The following is a 16,383-nucleotide window of genomic DNA, read 5'->3' on the forward strand; positions in this document are numbered from 1 at the left end:
CGCTTGACACAAGGATTTTGGCCTTGCTATAAAGCTAGCGGTTTTATTCAGTACTCCGTACACCGAGAACGACGAAAGGGGACTTTACGTGAACAAGTCTGAACTGATTGACGCGATCGCCGCCAAGGCAGACATTTCCAAAGCAGCTGCCGGCAAGGCACTGGACGGCATGATCGATGCCGTTGCTGACGCCCTGAAAACTGGCGACACCGTGACCGTAGTGGGCTTCGGTACTTTCTACGTTGGCGAACGCGCCGAACGTAGCGGCCGTAACCCGAAGACCGGCGAGACCATCACCATTGCTGCTGCCAAGTCTCCGAAATTCCGCGCCGGCAAAGCGCTGAAAGACGCGCTGTAATTGCCTGACCCGGTAACCGCTCGGACGGCGCTGCCGTTTGACAGTCTGGCCGGGGCTTGCTGGTCACGAGGCTCCATCAGATAACATACAAGGTGAACGGCCCGCCGTTCACCTTGTTCTTTTGTAAGACCCCATACGCCATGTTTGATTTCGTCCATAACAACAACACTGCCATCAAGATCATCCTGGGGGCGGTCGCCCTGACTTTCGTCGGCTTTGGCGTGGGCAGCTACACTGCTGCGGTTGATGATCCATACCTGGCCAAGGTTGGGGATGCCAAGATTTACAAGCGTGATGTCGAGCGCCAGATGCAGGATCAGCCGGCCAATGCTGCATCGCGCCAAGCGGTACTGGAAAACCTGATTCGCCAGGAAATGCTGCTGGCTGAGGCGCGTAGCTCGCACCTGGCGGTATCGCCGGCGCAGTTGCGTGCGGTAATCGCCGGTGTGCCCGGCTTCCAGGATAACGGCAAGTTCAGCCCGGCCCGCTATCAGGAGTTTCTGGCGGCGCGCAATATGAATGCCGCCACCTTCGAAGCGCAGGTAAGCCGCGACCTGTTGTTGCAGGCGCAGGTGGCGCCGTTCCTGAATGGCCAGTTTGTCTCCCGTACCCTGCAGACGCGCATGGCGGCGATGATGACCGAGGCGCGCGATGTGCGTGCGCTGGTGCTGAAGCCGGAACAGTTCGCTGCCAGTGTGAAGCTGGACGATGCCATGCTCAAGGCCTACTACGAGGCCAACCTCAAACGCTTCAAGGCTGAGGAAACGGTGAAGCTGGATTACGTGCTGCTGTCGCAGGCGCAACTGGCGCAGGCGGTGCAGGTCAGCGATGCCGATGCCAAGGCCTACTTCGACAAGAACAGCGCCGAATTCGGCGGCGAGCAGCGTGATGTGTCCCATATTCTGCTCACGGTAAACAAGGGTGCCGCCGCCGCGGAAAAGGCCAAGATCAAGGCCGAGGCGGAAGCGATTCTCAAGCAGCTGCGCGCCAATCCGGCGCAGTTTGCCGAGGTTGCCAAGGCCAAGTCGCAGGACCCGGGCTCTGCGGCCAACGGTGGCGATCTGGGCATGTTCGGCCACGGCACCATGACCAAGCCGTTCGAGGACGTGGCCTTCCGCATGCAGAAAGGCCAGATCAGCGAGGTGGTGGAAACCGAGTTCGGCTACCACATCCTCAAGCTCAACGACATCAAGGCTGTCGATTTCGAAGCACAGAAGGCGGCGGTGATCGCCAAGCTGCAGCAGCAGAAGGCCGCGGCGCAATTCCGCAGCAGCGCCGAGAAGCTGGCGGAGATTGCCTACCAGCAGGGTGATTCGCTGAAAGGGCTGGAAGCGCTGGGACTGACCGTGCAGCACAGCGAGGCGCTGCCGCGCAGCGGCAAGGCTGGCGATGCGGTCTTGGGCAGTCGCAAGCTGCTGGATGCGGCATTCGGCGATGACGTGCTGAAGGGCAAGCACAATAGCGAGCCGGTGGATCTGGGTAACAACACGCTGGCCGTGGTACGCGTGGCCGAGCACCAACCGGCGCGGCAGAAGCCGCTGGCCGAGGTGCTGGAGCAGGTGAAGGCCGAGTTGCTGGCGCGTGAAGGCGGCAAGTTGGCCGCACAGCGTGGTCAAGCGTTGCTGGCCGAACTGAAGGCCGGCAAGGGTGTCGAGGCGCAGGCCTGGGGCGGTAGCCAGTCGCTGTCGCGCCGGGCGCCGGGGCAGGTGCCGCCGGGCGATGTGCGCGCCATCTTTGCCGTAGCGGGCAAGCAACTGCCGGGCTTTGCCGGTCTGAAGCGCGATAGCGGCGAGTTTGTCATCTATCGGGTGGACAAGGTGCAGGCAGCGCAGGCACTGAGCCCGGAGGAGGCGAACCAGCTGGGCGGACTGCTGTCCGAGCTGTCTGCCAACAATATGTTGGCCGCGTACCTGGAGCAACTGCGCCAGAAGCACAAGGTGCTGATCAACCAGACGCCGGCTGAATGAAAAAAGGCCCCTTGCGGGGCCTTTTTTATTGCGTGCCGGAAGGGTCAGGCGGCAAAGTTCTGGGCCACGAAGTCCCAGTTCACCAGCTTCCAGAAGCCTTCCATGTAGTTCGGACGGCTGTTGCGGTAGTCGATGTAGTAGGCGTGTTCCCACACGTCGCAAGTCAGCAGCGCTTTCTTGTCGGTGGTCAGCGGGGTGGCGGCGTTGCTGGTGGACACCAGTTCCAGGCTGCCATCGGCGCCTTTCACCAGCCAGGCCCAACCGGAGCCGAAGGTGCCAACGGCACAGGCAGCGAAGGCTTTCTTGAACTCGTCGAACGAGCCCCACTTGGCGTTGATGGCGTCAGCCAGCGCGCCGGCCGGCTTGCGCTCTTCGCCAGCGGCGTTCGGGGCCAGGCCGAACCAGTAGAAGGTGTGGTTCCACACCTGGGCGGCGTTGTTGAAGATGCCGCCGGAAGATTTTTTCACGATCTCTTCCAGGGAGGCGTTTTCGAACTCGGTACCCTTGATCAGGTTGTTCAGGTTGGTAACGTAGGTCTGATGATGCTTGCCGTAGTGGAATTCCAGGGTTTCCTTGGAAATGATCGGCGCCAGGGCATCCAGGGCGTACGGGAGTTCGGGCAGTTTGTGTTCCATCGTGCTCTCCAGGGGTGAGAAGTAAAACAGCATGCGCTGTTAGGCCGTTGAAGTTTACTGTAATTGGGCGAAGGCGCCAATTGTTGACTAAATCACTAGACTAAAGGTTCGCGTTGTGCAATTCGATGTCATCGTACTGGGCGCCGGGGCTGCCGGCATGATGTGTGCAGCCTCCGCCGGCCAGCGCGGCAGGCGGGTGCTGCTGCTGGATCACGCCGCCAGGCTGGCGGAAAAGATTCGCATTTCCGGTGGTGGGCGGTGCAACTTCACCAATCTGCAGGCGCGGCACGACTGCTACCTGTCGGACAACCCGAACTTCTGCCGCTCGGCGCTGGCGCAGTACACGCCGCGCGACTTCATCGCCATGGTGGAGCGCTACGGCATCGCCTACCACGAGAAGAAGCTGGGGCAGCTGTTCTGTGATGATAGCAGCCAGCAGATCATCGACATGCTGGATAACGAATGCCGTGCGGCCAACGTCGACCGGCGCATGGAGACGGCGGTGCAGGAAGTTGGCCGCAGCGCGGACGGGCTGTTCACAGTGCGTACCGCGCAGGGCGAATTCCGGGCGCCGTCGCTGGTGGTGGCTACCGGCGGGCTGTCGATTCCGCAGATCGGCGCCACACCGCTGGGCTACCAGATCGCCGAACAATTCGGTGTGGCGCTGACCGCCCGCGCGCCGGCGCTGGTGCCGCTGACCTTTCACGTCGAGGACGCCGAGCGCTTTGCGCCGTTGGCCGGGGTGTCGCTGGACGTGGAAGTGCGGGTGGGCAAGGTGCGCTTCCGCGAGAATGTGCTGTTCACCCACAAGGGCCTGTCCGGGCCGGCCATCCTGCAGATTTCCAGCTACTGGCAGCCGGGGCAGGAGATCGTCATCGACCTGCTGCCGGATATCGACGCCGAGGCCTGGCTGGAGGCGCGTGCCGGCAGCGAGCAGCTGCTGGCCAATGCCATGGGCGAGCTGGGCTGGCCCAAGCGCTTTGCCGAGGCCTGGCTGGCGGCGCAGGGGGCGAATGTGCGCGGCAAGGATCTGGCGGCCAAGAAGCGGCGCCAGCTGGCCGAAACGCTGCACAACTGGCGCGTGCTGCCCAACGGCACCCAGGGCTACAAGAAGGCCGAGGTGACGCGCGGCGGCGTGTCTACCAAGGCGCTGTCGTCCAAGACCATGATGGCCAACGAGGTGCCGGGGTTGTATTTCATCGGCGAGGTGGTGGACATCACCGGCTGGCTGGGCGGCTACAACTTCCAGTGGGCGTGGTCTTCCGGCTTTGTCGCCGGCAAAAACTGCTAGAATCATGCTTCTTCAGTTTCTTCCTTCAGGGTTGGCTGCGGCCAACCCTGTCCTGATTTCCGACTGCCAGGTGTTATGAGCGAATTCGACATCAACGACGCGAGCGTCAGTGCCATCCGCACGCCGCCGCATTCCATCGAGGCTGAGCAATCGGTACTGGGCGGCCTGCTGCTGGACAACAGCTCGTGGGAAAAAATCGCCGACCTGCTGACCGACGGCGACTTCTACCGTCACGACCACCGCCTGATCTTCAAGCACATGGCGCGCATGGTGGACATGGCGCGCCCGGCCGACGTGGTGACGGTGTCCGAAAGCCTGGACAAGAGCAACGAGCTGGCCAGCATCGGCGGCATCGCCTATCTGGCGTCGCTGGCGCAGAACACGCCGTCTGCGGCCAACATCCGCCGCTATGCCGAGATCGTGCGCGAGCGCTCCATCATGCGCGCGCTGGCGCAGGTGGGCACCGAAATCGCCGAGGCGGCCTACAACCCGCAGGGTCGCGACGCGGCGCAGCTGCTGGACGATGCCGAGGGCAAGGTGTTCCAGATCGCCGAATCCACCGCCAAATCCAAGCAGGGCTTCCTGGAAATGCCGGCGCTGTTGAAGGAGGTGGTGGAGCGCATCGACATGCTGTACAGCCGCGAGAACCCGGACGAAGTGACCGGCATTCCCACCGGCTTCAACGATCTGGATGCCAAGACCTCCGGCCTGCAGCCGGGTGACCTGATCATCGTTGCCGGTCGTCCGTCGATGGGCAAGACCGCGTTCTCGATGAACATCGCCGAGCACGTGGCGGTGGAGGCGCACCTGCCGGTGGCGGTGTTCTCCATGGAAATGGGCGGCGCGCAGCTGGTGATGCGGATGCTGGGCTCGGTGGGCCGGCTGGATCAGCACGTGCTGCGTACCGGCAAGCTGGGCGACGAGGATTGGCAGAAGCTGACCTACGCCATCGGCAAGCTGTCCGAGGCGCCGATGTACATCGACGAAACCCCGGGCCTGACCGCGCTGGAGCTGCGCGCCCGTGCCCGCCGCCTGGCGCGCCAGCACGGCGGTAAGCTCGGCCTGATTGTGATCGACTACCTGCAGCTGATGACTGGCTCCGGGCGCGGTGACAACCGTACCGCCGAACTGGGCGAGATCTCGCGCGGTCTCAAGGGCCTGGCCAAGGAGCTGCAGGTGCCGGTGATTGCGCTGTCGCAGCTGTCGCGCGCGGTGGAGCAGCGTACCGACAAGCGGCCGATGATGTCCGACCTGCGCGAATCCGGCGCCCTTGAGCAGGATGCGGATTTGATCATCTTTATGTACCGCGACGAGTACTACAACCCGGATTCCCCGGACAAGGGCCTGGCCGAAGCCATTATCGGCAAGCATCGTAACGGCCCGGTGGGCCGGGTGCGGCTGGCCTTCATCGGCATGTACGCCAAGTTCGACAACGCCGCGGTGCATGGTGTGGCCGGCTGGGCGGACGCCGACGGTTAATGAGCCTGCGGCCAACGTTGGCCGCAGGCACGACAAGGAACCACGATGAGCTTTTTCGACAAGCACGTATTCATCTGTTGCAACCAGCGCGCCGAAGGCGAGGCCTGCTGCAACAACCACGGCGCCAGCGAGCTGCTGGGCTATATGAAGGACCAGATCAAGGCGCGCGGCCTGGCTGGCGACGGCAAGATCCGCGTCAACAAGGCCGGCTGCCTGGGGCGCTGCGACGATGGCCCGGTGATGGTGGTCTACCCGCAGGAGACCTGGTACACCTTCATCGACAAGGAAGACATCGATGAGATCATCGAGCGCCACATGGTGGGTGGCGAGGTGGTGGAAAGGCTGAAAGTCTGATGCTGAAGCAGCTGCAGAAAATCGATATCGCCGGCCCGGTGGGCAAGCTGGAAACCATCGTGATTCCGGCGGCGGGCGATGCTACCGGTATCGCAGTGATCTGCCACCCCAACCCCACCCAGGGTGGCACCAACACCAACAAGGTGGTGCAGACTGCTGCCAAGGCGCTGTCACAGCTGGGCTATGTCTGCTACCTGCCGAACCTGCGTGGAGTGGGCGACAGCGAGGGCGAACACGACTACGGCAATGGCGAGGTGGACGACGTGCTGGCGGTGATCGCCCACGCCAAGGCAGAGCAGGGCGAACTGCCGCTGGCGCTGGCCGGCTTCTCCTTTGGTGGTTTCGTCGCCGCGCGCGTACGCGAGCGTGTCGAGGCCGACAAGCTGCTGCTGATGGGCGTGGCGGTGGGCAAGTACGTGGTCCCGACCCCGCACGTGCCGGAAGACACGCTGGTGATTCACGGTGAGGCGGATGAAGTGATTCCGCTGTCCGCGGTGCTGGACTGGGCGCGCCCGCAGCAGCTGCCGGTAATGGTGTTCCCGGCTGCCGGGCACTTCTTCCATGGCCGGCTGGTGCAATTGGCGGCGATGATCAAGCGCTGCTGGTGAGCGCTGCGAGCGTAAAGCAAACGGGCTGCCCAGGCAGCCCGTTTTGCGTATGCGGCCAACGTTGGCCGCATGTTGGTGCTGCTCAGCGGTGCGGCTCGCCGGCGGCTTCCGGCTGGTAGCTGATGCCGTCGATGGTGACCACGATGTGGCTGCCATCCGGCAGTGGCCAGTCCATGCTCTGGCCCACCGCCATGCCCAGCAGGCTGCAGCCCACCGGCGCCAGGATGGAGATGCGGTCCGCGCTGCCGTCGGCATCGCGCGGGTAAACCAGGGTGAGTTCGCGGATGTTGCCGTTGCCCAGGTGGAAGCGCACGCGGCTGTTCATGGTCACCACGTCGGCCGGCATGTCGGCCGGCTCCACGATGTCGGCACGATCCAGCTCGTCTTCCAGTGCGCGGCCAACCTCGCTGTGGCCGGCCTCGCCGGCAAGCAGGGCGGACAGGCGCTCGTAGTCCAGGCTGGAAACAATAATGCTCGGCAGTGTTGGCATGCTATGGCTCCTTCGGCTGCGGCCCGGCCGCGCGGGGTGAACGGGGCGTCAGGCGCACCCATAAAGCAGAAGGCGTGGCCTTGGCCACGCCTTCTATGAATGACATCCGCACTGGCGGATGGTTCGGTCGCCTTAGTGTTTGAACACCGGTTTCGGCGGGGTGCCATCCGAGGTGGTGAGGATTTCGTAGCCGCTCTCGGTCACCAGGATGGTGTGTTCCCATTGCGCGGACAGGCCGCGGTCCTTGGTTACCACCGTCCAGCCATCGGCCAGGATGCGCAGGTGGCGCTTGCCCTGGTTGATCATCGGCTCGATGGTGAAGATCATGCCGACCTTCAGCTCCAGGCCGGTGCCCGGCTGGCCGTAGTGCAGTACCTGCGGTTCTTCGTGGAACTTGGTGCCGATGCCGTGGCCGCAGAATTCCTGCACCACGCTGTAGCCGGCGGCCTCGGCATGACGCTGGATGGCGTAGCCGATGTCACCCAGGCGCGCGCCCGGTTTCACTTTCTCGATACCCTTCCACATGCACTCGTAGGTCACCTTGCACAGGCGGCGGGCAAAGTCGCTGACCTCGCCCACGTAGTACATGCGGCTGTTGTCGCCGTGGTAGCCGTCCTTGATCACGGTGATGTCCAGGTTGACGATGTCACCCTTCTTCAGCGGCTTGTTGTCGGGAATGCCGTGGCAGATCACGTAGTTGATCGAGGTGCAGATCGATTTCGGGTACGGGTTGGTGCCGTCCGGCGCGTAGTTCAGCGGCGCCGGGATGGTGCCCTGCACATTCACCATGTAGTCGTGGCAGAGCTTGTCCAGTTCTTCGGTGGTCACGCCCGGCTTCACGAACGGGGTGATGTAATCCAGCACTTCGGCGGCCAGGCGGCCGGCGATGCGCATTTTCTCGATGTCTTCCTGAGTCTTGATGACGATGGCCATGCTGTAATCGCTTGATGGGTGAACGTGTAATGGTAGCAAATATCAAGTAGTTACGGGCGCACGCGGCGCCCGTTTCTGCTTGCCGGCCAGCTGCTCAGGCCAGGAACTGGTTGGGGTAGACCTCGTCGATCAGGGTGCGGCAGTCGACGATGCGCAGGTCGTTGTCCTTGGCGAAGTCCATCAGGAAACGGAATACCGGCGGGTGCAGTTTTTCCATTTTCTTGTCGACGGCAACGCAGCGGATGCCGTCCAGCAGCATCGGGCGCACGAACTGGTGGTAGGCCAGTTTCTGGTCGTCGCCGAACGAGGACAGGATGCCGGCGAGACGCTCGGCCCAGTCGCTGGGACGGAAGGTACGACCTTCGGAGGTGACACCTTGGATAACAATTTCGTAGGGGTTGCAGATCATGACGTAACCGGGCGCTTGTTCTTGTGGGGTGTGGTCTCTGTCCGTGTCCTGTCTGTTTATTATGCGGGGCGCTGTTTTGTAATTGTAGGCCGACAGGTTTGCGGGTTATCCCTCGATTTTAACCGAAAACGGCTAGCGGGACACCTGCAAAAAAGGCGGATTTCCCTAATGGCAGGCGCTCAGATACGCTTGAAAGCCGGCAGCGAAGCCAGCAGCTTCTTGCCGTAGCTCTGCCGCACGATGCGGTTGTCGAGGATGGTGACGCGGCCGTAGTCGCTCTCGGTGCGGATCAGGCGGCCTACCGCCTGCACCAGCTTGATCGAGGCTTCCGGCACCGTCAGTTCCACGAAGGGATTGCCGCCGCGTTTTTCGATCCAGCGCGCCAGCGTGCGGCCAACCGGGTCGTCCGGCATGGCGAACGGCAGCTTGGCGATGATCACGTGCACGCAGGCTTCGCCCGGCAAGTCCAGCCCCTCGGAGAAGGAATCCAGCCCGAACAGTACGCTGGCGCGGCCTTCCTGCAGTGCCGTGTAGTGGCGCTCCAGGATCACCGCCTTGGGCAGCTCGCCCTGCAGCAGCACCCGCTCGCGCAGCGCGGCATCCAGCCCGTCGGCCACCTCGTTCATCTGCTTGCGCGAAGTGAATAGCACCAGGGTGCCCACCGCTTCGCTGCAGTCGATCAGCCGCGGCAGCCAGTTGATGATTTCCTGGGTGTGGGCGGACGGGTCTTTGGGGGTGGCGGCCAGCGGCGGCAGGTACAGCTCGCCCTGCTCGCCGAAGTTGAACGGCGAATCCAGCGCGGTGCAGGTGACATCCGGCAGCCATTTCAAGCCGGTTTGCGACAGCAGCAGGTCGAAATTGCCCAGCGAGCGCAGCGTGGCGGAGGTGAGCAGGGCGCCGGCGGCGCGGCGCCACAGCGTGGCGGCCAGGCTGGCGGCGGCGCTGACCGGCGAGGCGGAGAACACGTAGTCGCCCTTGCCGTCCAGCCGGCGCGTTACCCACTTGGCGATCGGCGGTGCCGCTTCGTCCGGCTCTTTCTCGAACAGATCCCACAGCGCGGTCAGCTGTTCGCACTTGCCGACGAAGAAGCCGGCGTCGGCGCTGGTCTTGTCCAGCAGCAGCGCGTCCTGCTGTTTGTCCTTGCGCAGCGCGCCCAGTGCATCGGCCATGCCGGACAGGTTCTTGTACAGGCTGCGCGCCGACAGCGCCATGTTGGCCGCAGGAATCTTCATGTGTTCCGGCAGCATGCCGTCTTCCACCAGCCAGGACGGTTCCATATTGTCGCTGGCGGCTTCCAGCGACGGCTCGCCCTGCAGCAGCCACAGCCATTCGGTGAGGCTTTCCAGGCAGGCGCCGGCGGCGTCGATGGCGTTGACCGACAGCTCCGGCTTGTCGATCAGCGCGTCGACGCGGGTGGCCAGCGCCGCCACCTTGTCCAGCCAGCCCATGGCCTGTGCCACGCTGTGTTCGGCGGCGAACTGGTTCACCGCCTTCTTGGCCAGGTGGTGCGCCTCGTCGATGCAGTAGAAGCTGTGTTCCGGCGCCGGCAGGATCACGCCGCCGCCCATGGTGATGTCGGCCAGCAGCAGGTCGTGGTTGGCCACCACCACGTCTACGGTTTCCAGCGTTTCGCGCGCCAGGTAGAACGGGCATTCGGCGCGGTTGGGGCAGCCGGCTTTCAGGCAGCCGTGGCGGTCGTTGGTGACGCGGCGCCACAAGTCGTCTTCGATGTTCTCGGCCCAGGTGTCGCGGTCGCCGTTCCAGCGGCGGTAGTAGAAGGCGTCGGACAGCTGGCGCAGGGCGTCGATCTCCGCCTGCTCCGGCTTGCGCTCCCACAGCGCCACGGTCGGGTCCGGCGCCAGCAGCTCGCCCTGGGCGTGGTCGGAGGTGAGCTGGTACAGGCGGTACGGGCACAGGTAGCGGCCACGGCCCTTGGCCAGCGCGAAGGTCAGCGCCAGGCCGCTTTTCTCGATCAGGAACGGCAGGTCACGATTGACCAGCTGCTCCTGCAGCGCGATGGTGGCGCTGGTGACCACCAGCTTCTTGGCGCGGCACTTGGCCATCACGCCGCCGGCCAGCAGGTAGGCCAGGCTCTTGCCGACGCCGGTGGGGCCTTCCACCACGGCGATGCTCTCGCCGTTGCGCGCCACCGCCTCGCCTTCTGCGTTCACCGGCAGCGCGCGGCCAAAGGCATTGGCGATCTCCGCCAGCATGCGGCGCTGGGCGGCACGCGGGCGGAAGCCCGGCAGGTTGTCGGCGATGGCGCGGTAATGGTCGCGCAGCAGGTCTTTTTCGGCGTCGGTCAGCATGGCGCGCATTGTAACGGATTCGCCCCCGGCGCGCCGCCTGCGGCCAACGTGGCATGACGCGCAGGCGCGGCATAGGATGAAGTCAGCGACACGTCATGGCGCAAGGAGACGGCATGGATCCGGTAAGCAGGGTGCTGGTGGTCAGCAGCGATGCGCCGTGGCTGGCGGAGGTGGTGGCGGGGCTGCAGCAGGCCGCGGCCAACCTCGACAACCCGTTCGGCCTGTGCGTGGCCGGCGTGGCCGGCAGTGCCGAGGCGGCACAGCGGGTGCTGGCCGATGGTGAGCTGCAGATCGTGCTGATCGACAAGGGCTTGCGCGAGAACGGCGAGTCGCAGCCGGCGGTGGCGCTGGCCAATCACATCAACCAGCTGCGGCCGGAGCTGTCGCTATACATCCTGCTGCAGGACGACGACGAGAAGCTGCTGATGGAGGAGCTGGCCAGCCATGCCATCGACGGCTATTTCTATCGCGACGAGCAGGATGTCAGCGGCTGGTGCCGCATCCTGTCGGCAGAAATGGGCGAGAAGGCGGCCACGCCGTTCTACGACCGGCTCAAGCAGTACGTGGCGATGGCCAAGGATTCCTGGCACACGCCGGGGCATTCCGGCGGCGATTCGCTGAAGGGCAGCCCGTGGGTGGGCGATTTCTACGATTTCGTCGGCGAGCAGATGTTGCGCGCCGACCTGTCGGTGTCGGTGCCGATGCTGGATTCGCTGCTGCACCCCACCGGGGTGATCGCCGAGGCGCAAAGGTTGGCCGCAAAGGCCTTTGGCGCCCGCAACACCTATTTCGCCACCAACGGCACATCCACTTCCAACAAGGTGATCTTCCAGACCCTGCTGGCGCCGGGTGACAAGCTGCTGCTGGACCGCAACTGTCACAAGTCGGTGCACCACGGCGTGATCCTGTCCGGCGCGCGGCCGGTGTACCTGGATTCCGCGCTCAACCGCCATTACGGCATCTTCGGCCCAGTGGCCAAGCAGGTGATCTACGACGCCATTGCGGCCAACCCGGACGCGCGGGTGCTGATCCTGACCTCCTGCACTTACGACGGGCTGCGCTACGATCTGGCGCCCATCGTTGCCGCCGCTCACGCCGCCGGCATCAAGGTGATCGTCGACGAGGCCTGGTATGCGCACGCGCGCTTCCACCCGGCGTTCCGCCCCACGGCGCTGGAGGCCGGGGCGGACTATGTGACGCAGAGCACGCACAAGGTGCTGTCGGCGTTCTCGCAGGCCAGCATGATCCACGTCAACGACCCGGCCTTCGACGAGCACCTGTTCCGCGAAAACTTCAATATGCACACCTCCACCAGCCCGCAGTACAACCTGATCGCCTCGCTGGACGTGGCGCGCAAGCAGGCGGTGACCGAGGGCTACCGGCTGCTGGACCGCGCGCTGCGGCTGGCGCAGGAGCTGCGCGGCAAGATCAACTCCACCGGCGCCTTCCGCGTGCTGGAGCTGGAGGATCTGCTGCCGGACGGCATGCGCGGCGAGGGGGTGCAGCTGGACCCGACCAAGATCACCGTGGACATCGCGCAGTCCGGTTACTCCAGCGACGAGCTGCGCCACGTGCTGTTCGAGCGTTTCAATATCCAGCTCGAAAAATCCACCTTCAACACCGTTACCCTGCTGCTGACGCTGGGCACCACGCGCAGCAAGGTGTCGCGGCTGTTCGATGCGCTGCTGCGGCTGGCCAAGGAGCAGCGCCCGCCGCGGCAGTACCACCGCTTGCCGGAGCTGCCCGCGTTCTCGCGGCTGGCCTGCCTGCCGCGCGATGCGTTCTACGAGGCCGGCGAACGGCTGCCGCTGCTGGACGACGACGGCCTGCCCAACGCCGCGCTGTACGGGCGGGTGTGCTGCGACCAGATCGTGCCGTATCCGCCGGGTATTCCGGTGCTGGTGCCGGGGCAGGTGATCGCGGCGCCTATCGTCGCCTACCTGGCGCGCTTGCTGAAGACGCAGAAGTCGATCGAGATGCACGGGCTGGCCGAGGATGGCGAGTATTGCGTGCGGGTGCTGCGCGCGGAGGAGTTGGCGGGCTTGCCCAGCGCCGGCTGGTTCAACTGATCTTTGGGACGGTTGCCATGGGCATGCGGCCAACCTGGGGTGCGGACGTTAATAATCCTAAACACCCGCTGCCGCGCTAAGCCATTGTTTTGTCAGCCATGCCGGTCTGAAAATGGCGGCCGGGCCCGGCGTGGCGGGCGTGGCGGGGTTGTCAGCGCACTGGATTTCGGATACATATAACCATGTCGCAATTTTGTAAATCATGGCCCGACGGGCCTCGACAATTGCGCTCCTTCATTCAATGACGGATGGTTTGCGTGTAGTAATGTGCCACTGCGCATGAAAACGCCAAGTTTTCACGCTGCGGTGGCATTAATTTTTTCGGAATTCATCATGAGCCAACCCAGACACTATCTCCAGTTCAGCGACCTTACCGCGGCAGAATATCAATACCTGTTTCAGCGTGCCCAGGTTCTGAAGCGACGACAGCTGTCCGGGCAGCTGTACCAGCCGCTGGTGGGCAAGGTGATGTCGATGATTTTCGAGAAGAACTCCACGCGCACCCGCGTGTCGTTCGAGGCCGGCATGGCGCAACTGGGCGGCCATGCCATGTTCCTGGACGGCAAGAGCTCGCAGATCGGGCGCGGCGAACCGGTGGAAGACACCGCCCGCGTGCTGTCGCGCATGAGCGACGTGATCATGATCCGCACCTTCGAGCAGAGCCTGGTAGAGCGCCTGGCGGCCAACTCGCGCGTGCCGGTGATCAACGGCCTGACCAACGAATATCATCCCTGCCAGATCCTGGCCGACATCCTGACCTATATTGAGCATCGCGGCGATATCCGCGGCAAGACCGTGGCCTGGATCGGCGATGGCAACAATATGGCGCGCACTTGGCTGCAGGCCGCCAAGCTGCTGGGCTTCAAGCTCAAGGTGGCCACCCCGGTCGGCTACGAGCTGGCCACGCTGGACGGCGAACACTACGGCAGCGACTGCTTCGAAGCGTTCCACAACCCGCTGTCGGCAGTGGAAGGGGCCGATCTGGTGACCACCGACGTGTTCACCAGCATGGGCTACGAGGCCGAGGCAGAGGCCCGTCGCCAGGCTTTCGATGGCTATATGGTGACCGCCGAGCTGATGCGTGCGGCCAACCCGGACGCGCTGTTCATGCACTGCCTGCCGGCGCATCGCGGCGAGGAAGTGGCCGCCGATGTCATCGACGGCCCGCAAAGCGTGGTCTGGGACGAGGCGGAAAACCGCATGCATGGCCAGAAGGCCCTGATCGAATACCTGTTGCTGGGTCAGCTCAACGACTGAGCCGGCACAAACTCACACCTGTGGAAAGAGAAAACGATGGCTGACATCAATAAAGTGGTACTGGCCTATTCCGGTGGCCTGGATACTTCGGTGATCCTGAAGTGGCTGCAAGACACCTATCAGTGTGAAGTGGTGACCTTCACCGCCGATCTGGGTCAAGGCGAAGAGCTGGAGCCGGCACGCCAGAAGGCGCTGAAGTTCGGCATCAAGCCGGAAAACATCTTCATCGACGACCTGCGCGAAGAATTCGTGCGCGACTTCGTGTTCCCGATGTTCCGCGCCAACACCGTGTACGAAGGCGAGTACCTGCTGGGTACCTCCATCGCCCGCCCGCTGATCGCCAAGCGCCAGATCGAGATCGCCAACCTGACCAATGCCGACGCCGTTTCCCATGGTGCCACCGGCAAGGGTAACGACCAGGTGCGTTTCGAGCTGGGCTACTACGGCCTGAAGCCGGACGTGAAAGTGATCGCCCCGTGGCGCGAATGGGATCTGCTGTCGCGTGAAAAACTGCTGGCCTATGCCGAAAAGCATGGCATCCCAGTAGAAGCCAAGCACAAGGGCGGCGGCGCACCGTACTCGATGGACGCCAACCTGCTGCACATCTCCTACGAAGGCCGTCACCTGGAAAACCCGTCCGCCGAGGCCGAGGAAGCCATGTGGCGCTGGAGCGTGTCGCCGGAAGCGGCACCGGATGCGGCGGAATACCTGGATGTCGAGTTCGAGAACGGCGACATCGTGGCGCTGAACGGCGTGCGCCTGAAAGCGCATGAAGTGCTGGCCAAGCTGAACGAACTGGGCGGCAAGCACGGCATCGGTCGTCTGGACCTGGTGGAAAACCGCTACGTGGGCATGAAGTCCCGCGGCTGCTACGAAACCCCGGGCGGCACCATCATCCTGAAGGCACACCGCGCGATCGAATCCATCACTCTGGACCGCGAAGTGGCGCACCTGAAGGACGACCTGATGGCCCGCTACGCCAGCCTGATCTACAACGGCTACTGGTGGGCGCCGGAGCGCAAGGCGCTGCAGACCCTGATCGACTACACCCAGCAGACCGTCAACGGCTGGGTACGCCTGAAGCTGTACAAGGGCAATGTAATCGTGGTGAGCCGCGACTCCAAGACCAACTCGCTGTTCGACATGAACATCGCCACCTTCGACGACGACGGCGGCGCTTACAACCAGGCCGACGCCGGCGGTTTCATCAAGCTGAACGCACTGCGCATGCGCATTGCCGGCCGCCTGAACAAGTAAGCTGTCTTGCGTCAAGCCAGACCGCACCCCTCGGGGTGCGGTTTTTGTTTGCGCGCCGTATAATTGCCGGTCAACCGCAACCCTGCTGAGCTGCTGTCATGAGTGAAGAGCAATTTACCAACTGGTCGATGGGCATCCTGCTGACCGGCCTGATCATTTTCATGGGTTTCATCGTCTGGGACCTGGGCAAGAAGTCGCAGGCCGGCAAGTTCGGCATGTTCGTGCTGTTCCTGGTGCTGGGCCTGGGGGTGGGCGGATTCGTGTTCAAGAACATTCTGGTGGAATTCCTGATCCCGTAAGGGTCGCCACCACGCTGTCAGGCAGCCTGCCGGCTGCCAGGGAAAGGAAGCTTTACATGCCGTCGTTTGACATCGTGTCCGAGATCGACAAGGTTGAGTTGCGCAATGCCATCGACCAGTCCAACAAGGAAGTGACCAACCGCTACGATTTCAAGGGCTCCGATGCCCGCATCGAAACCGGCGACAAGACACTGACCCTGTTTGCCGACAGTGAATTCCAGCTCGACCAGGTGAATGACATCCTGGTGAGCAAGCTGGCCAAGCGCGGCATCGACGTGCGCTGCATGGACTACGGCAAGCTGGAGAAGGTGAGCGGCAACAAGGTCAAGAAGACCGTTACCGTGAAAGAGGGTCTGGAAGGTGATCTGGCGAAGAAAATCGTCAAGATGATCAAGGATGCCAAGATCAAGGTGCAGGCTGCGATTCAGGGCGAGGCGGTGCGTGTTACCGGCGCCAAGCGTGACAACCTGCAGGAAGTGATCGCGTTGCTGCGCAAGGAAATTGTGTCTGACATGGAAGGCGGCTTCCCGCTGCAGTTCAACAACTTCCGCGACTGACGTGCAGTTGCAAGGTTGGCCGCAAGCATGTTGGCGGTCACGGCGTGCCGACCTGCCGAGCGTGGGGCGGCGGCAGAAAAAACCGGGGCTTTGCCCCGGTTTTTTTCATTC

15 protein-coding genes and 1 pseudogene are annotated in these 16,383 nt (G+C 63.5%); 11 read left to right on the plus strand and 5 right to left on the minus strand.

Features of this window, described 5'->3' with window-relative positions; all coding sequences use genetic code 11:
• The first annotated feature begins 88 nt into the window (after positions 1–88).
• Complete coding sequence (locus tag ACFOLG_RS13475) at positions 89–358, plus strand: HU family DNA-binding protein (RefSeq protein ID WP_386092697.1); 270 nt, start codon at positions 89–91, stop codon at positions 356–358.
• A gap of 140 nt (positions 359–498) precedes the next feature.
• Positions 499–2,325, plus strand: a complete 1,827-nt coding sequence (locus tag ACFOLG_RS13480; protein WP_386092699.1) for a SurA N-terminal domain-containing protein — start codon at positions 499–501, stop codon at positions 2,323–2,325.
• Between the two features lie 44 nt (positions 2,326–2,369).
• On the opposite strand, the gene ACFOLG_RS13485 is transcribed toward ACFOLG_RS13480, so the two are convergent.
• The gene (locus ACFOLG_RS13485) at positions 2,370–2,960 is read right to left on the minus strand and encodes a superoxide dismutase (protein ID WP_386092701.1); all 591 of its coding nucleotides are present in this window, start codon (positions 2,958–2,960) and stop codon (positions 2,370–2,372) included.
• A 115-nt stretch (positions 2,961–3,075) separates the two neighbouring features.
• On the opposite strand from ACFOLG_RS13485, the gene ACFOLG_RS13490 reads away from it, so the two are divergent.
• The 4 genes from ACFOLG_RS13490 (at position 3,076) to ACFOLG_RS13505 (ending at position 6,692) form a co-directional block, all read left to right on the plus strand.
• Positions 3,076–4,251, plus strand: a complete 1,176-nt coding sequence (locus ACFOLG_RS13490; protein WP_386092703.1) for a BaiN/RdsA family NAD(P)/FAD-dependent oxidoreductase — start codon at positions 3,076–3,078, stop codon at positions 4,249–4,251.
• Positions 4,252–4,326: 75 nt separating this feature from the next.
• On the plus strand, positions 4,327–5,730 hold the full coding sequence (gene dnaB, locus ACFOLG_RS13495; RefSeq protein ID WP_386092705.1) for a replicative DNA helicase: 1,404 nt from the start codon (positions 4,327–4,329) through the stop codon (positions 5,728–5,730).
• Between the two features lie 45 nt (positions 5,731–5,775).
• Positions 5,776–6,084 (plus strand): (2Fe-2S) ferredoxin domain-containing protein, encoded by a 309-nt coding sequence (locus tag ACFOLG_RS13500; RefSeq protein ID WP_386092706.1) that lies wholly within the window; start codon positions 5,776–5,778, stop codon positions 6,082–6,084.
• A complete protein-coding gene (locus ACFOLG_RS13505; protein ID WP_386092708.1) occupies positions 6,084–6,692 on the plus strand; it encodes an alpha/beta hydrolase in 609 nt (202 codons plus the stop codon). Before ACFOLG_RS13500 ends, ACFOLG_RS13505 begins: the two co-directional genes overlap by 1 nt.
• An 82-nt stretch (positions 6,693–6,774) precedes the next feature.
• Here the strand turns inward: ACFOLG_RS13505 and rnk are convergent, their stop codons facing one another.
• The 4 genes and pseudogenes from rnk to dinG all read right to left on the minus strand — a co-directional run bounded on the left by rnk (position 6,775) and on the right by dinG (position 10,833).
• On the minus strand, positions 6,775–7,182 hold the full coding sequence (rnk, locus tag ACFOLG_RS13510) for a nucleoside diphosphate kinase regulator (protein WP_386092710.1): 408 nt from the start codon (positions 7,180–7,182) through the stop codon (positions 6,775–6,777).
• Positions 7,183–7,314: 132 nt separating this feature from the next.
• On the minus strand, positions 7,315–8,115 hold the full coding sequence (gene map / locus ACFOLG_RS13515) for a type I methionyl aminopeptidase (protein ID WP_386092712.1): 801 nt from the start codon (positions 8,113–8,115) through the stop codon (positions 7,315–7,317).
• 121 nt (positions 8,116–8,236) lie between these two features.
• A pseudogene (locus ACFOLG_RS13520) lies at positions 8,237–8,524 on the minus strand (DUF3579 domain-containing protein); the annotation flags it as partial.
• Between the two features lie 179 nt (positions 8,525–8,703).
• Complete coding sequence (dinG, locus tag ACFOLG_RS13525) at positions 8,704–10,833, minus strand: ATP-dependent DNA helicase DinG (RefSeq protein ID WP_386092714.1); 2,130 nt, start codon at positions 10,831–10,833, stop codon at positions 8,704–8,706.
• A 113-nt stretch (positions 10,834–10,946) separates the two neighbouring features.
• Between dinG and ACFOLG_RS13530 the strand changes: the two genes are divergently transcribed.
• The 5 genes from ACFOLG_RS13530 (at position 10,947) to ACFOLG_RS13550 (ending at position 16,272) form a co-directional block, all read left to right on the plus strand.
• On the plus strand, positions 10,947–12,902 hold the full coding sequence (locus ACFOLG_RS13530; protein WP_386092716.1) for an aminotransferase class I/II-fold pyridoxal phosphate-dependent enzyme: 1,956 nt from the start codon (positions 10,947–10,949) through the stop codon (positions 12,900–12,902).
• Positions 12,903–13,235: 333 nt separating this feature from the next.
• The gene (gene argF, locus ACFOLG_RS13535) at positions 13,236–14,159 is read left to right on the plus strand and encodes an ornithine carbamoyltransferase (protein WP_386092718.1); all 924 of its coding nucleotides are present in this window, start codon (positions 13,236–13,238) and stop codon (positions 14,157–14,159) included.
• 36 nt (positions 14,160–14,195) lie between these two features.
• Positions 14,196–15,416, plus strand: a complete 1,221-nt coding sequence (locus ACFOLG_RS13540) for an argininosuccinate synthase (RefSeq protein WP_386092720.1) — start codon at positions 14,196–14,198, stop codon at positions 15,414–15,416.
• A gap of 98 nt (positions 15,417–15,514) precedes the next feature.
• Positions 15,515–15,715 (plus strand): DUF2788 domain-containing protein, encoded by a 201-nt coding sequence (locus ACFOLG_RS13545; protein ID WP_174874016.1) that lies wholly within the window; start codon positions 15,515–15,517, stop codon positions 15,713–15,715.
• A 56-nt stretch (positions 15,716–15,771) separates the two neighbouring features.
• Entirely contained in the window at positions 15,772–16,272 is a 501-nt protein-coding gene (locus tag ACFOLG_RS13550; protein ID WP_349586014.1) for a YajQ family cyclic di-GMP-binding protein, read from the plus strand.
• The last annotated feature ends 111 nt before the right edge of the window (positions 16,273–16,383 follow it).

Origin of the sequence: Vogesella facilis (assembly GCF_042648525.1) — a bacterium.
Lineage (GTDB): Bacteria > Pseudomonadota > Gammaproteobacteria > Burkholderiales > Chromobacteriaceae > Vogesella > Vogesella facilis.

Coding starts and splice junctions, on each gene's coding strand:
- ACFOLG_RS13545 (WP_174874016.1), top strand. CDS start 15,515: ATGAGTGAAGAGCAATTTACCAACTGGTCGATGGGCATCCTGCTGACC.
- ACFOLG_RS13480 (WP_386092699.1), top strand. CDS start 499: ATGTTTGATTTCGTCCATAACAACAACACTGCCATCAAGATCATCCTG.
- dinG (WP_386092714.1), bottom strand. CDS start 10,833: ATGCTGACCGACGCCGAAAAAGACCTGCTGCGCGACCATTACCGCGCC.
- argF (WP_386092718.1), top strand. CDS start 13,236: ATGAGCCAACCCAGACACTATCTCCAGTTCAGCGACCTTACCGCGGCA.
- ACFOLG_RS13485 (WP_386092701.1), bottom strand. CDS start 2,960: ATGGAACACAAACTGCCCGAACTCCCGTACGCCCTGGATGCCCTGGCG.
- map (WP_386092712.1), bottom strand. CDS start 8,115: ATGGCCATCGTCATCAAGACTCAGGAAGACATCGAGAAAATGCGCATC.
- ACFOLG_RS13550 (WP_349586014.1), top strand. CDS start 15,772: ATGCCGTCGTTTGACATCGTGTCCGAGATCGACAAGGTTGAGTTGCGC.
- ACFOLG_RS13530 (WP_386092716.1), top strand. CDS start 10,947: ATGGATCCGGTAAGCAGGGTGCTGGTGGTCAGCAGCGATGCGCCGTGG.
- rnk (WP_386092710.1), bottom strand. CDS start 7,182: ATGCCAACACTGCCGAGCATTATTGTTTCCAGCCTGGACTACGAGCGC.
- ACFOLG_RS13505 (WP_386092708.1), top strand. CDS start 6,084: ATGCTGAAGCAGCTGCAGAAAATCGATATCGCCGGCCCGGTGGGCAAG.
- ACFOLG_RS13540 (WP_386092720.1), top strand. CDS start 14,196: ATGGCTGACATCAATAAAGTGGTACTGGCCTATTCCGGTGGCCTGGAT.
- dnaB (WP_386092705.1), top strand. CDS start 4,327: ATGAGCGAATTCGACATCAACGACGCGAGCGTCAGTGCCATCCGCACG.
- ACFOLG_RS13500 (WP_386092706.1), top strand. CDS start 5,776: ATGAGCTTTTTCGACAAGCACGTATTCATCTGTTGCAACCAGCGCGCC.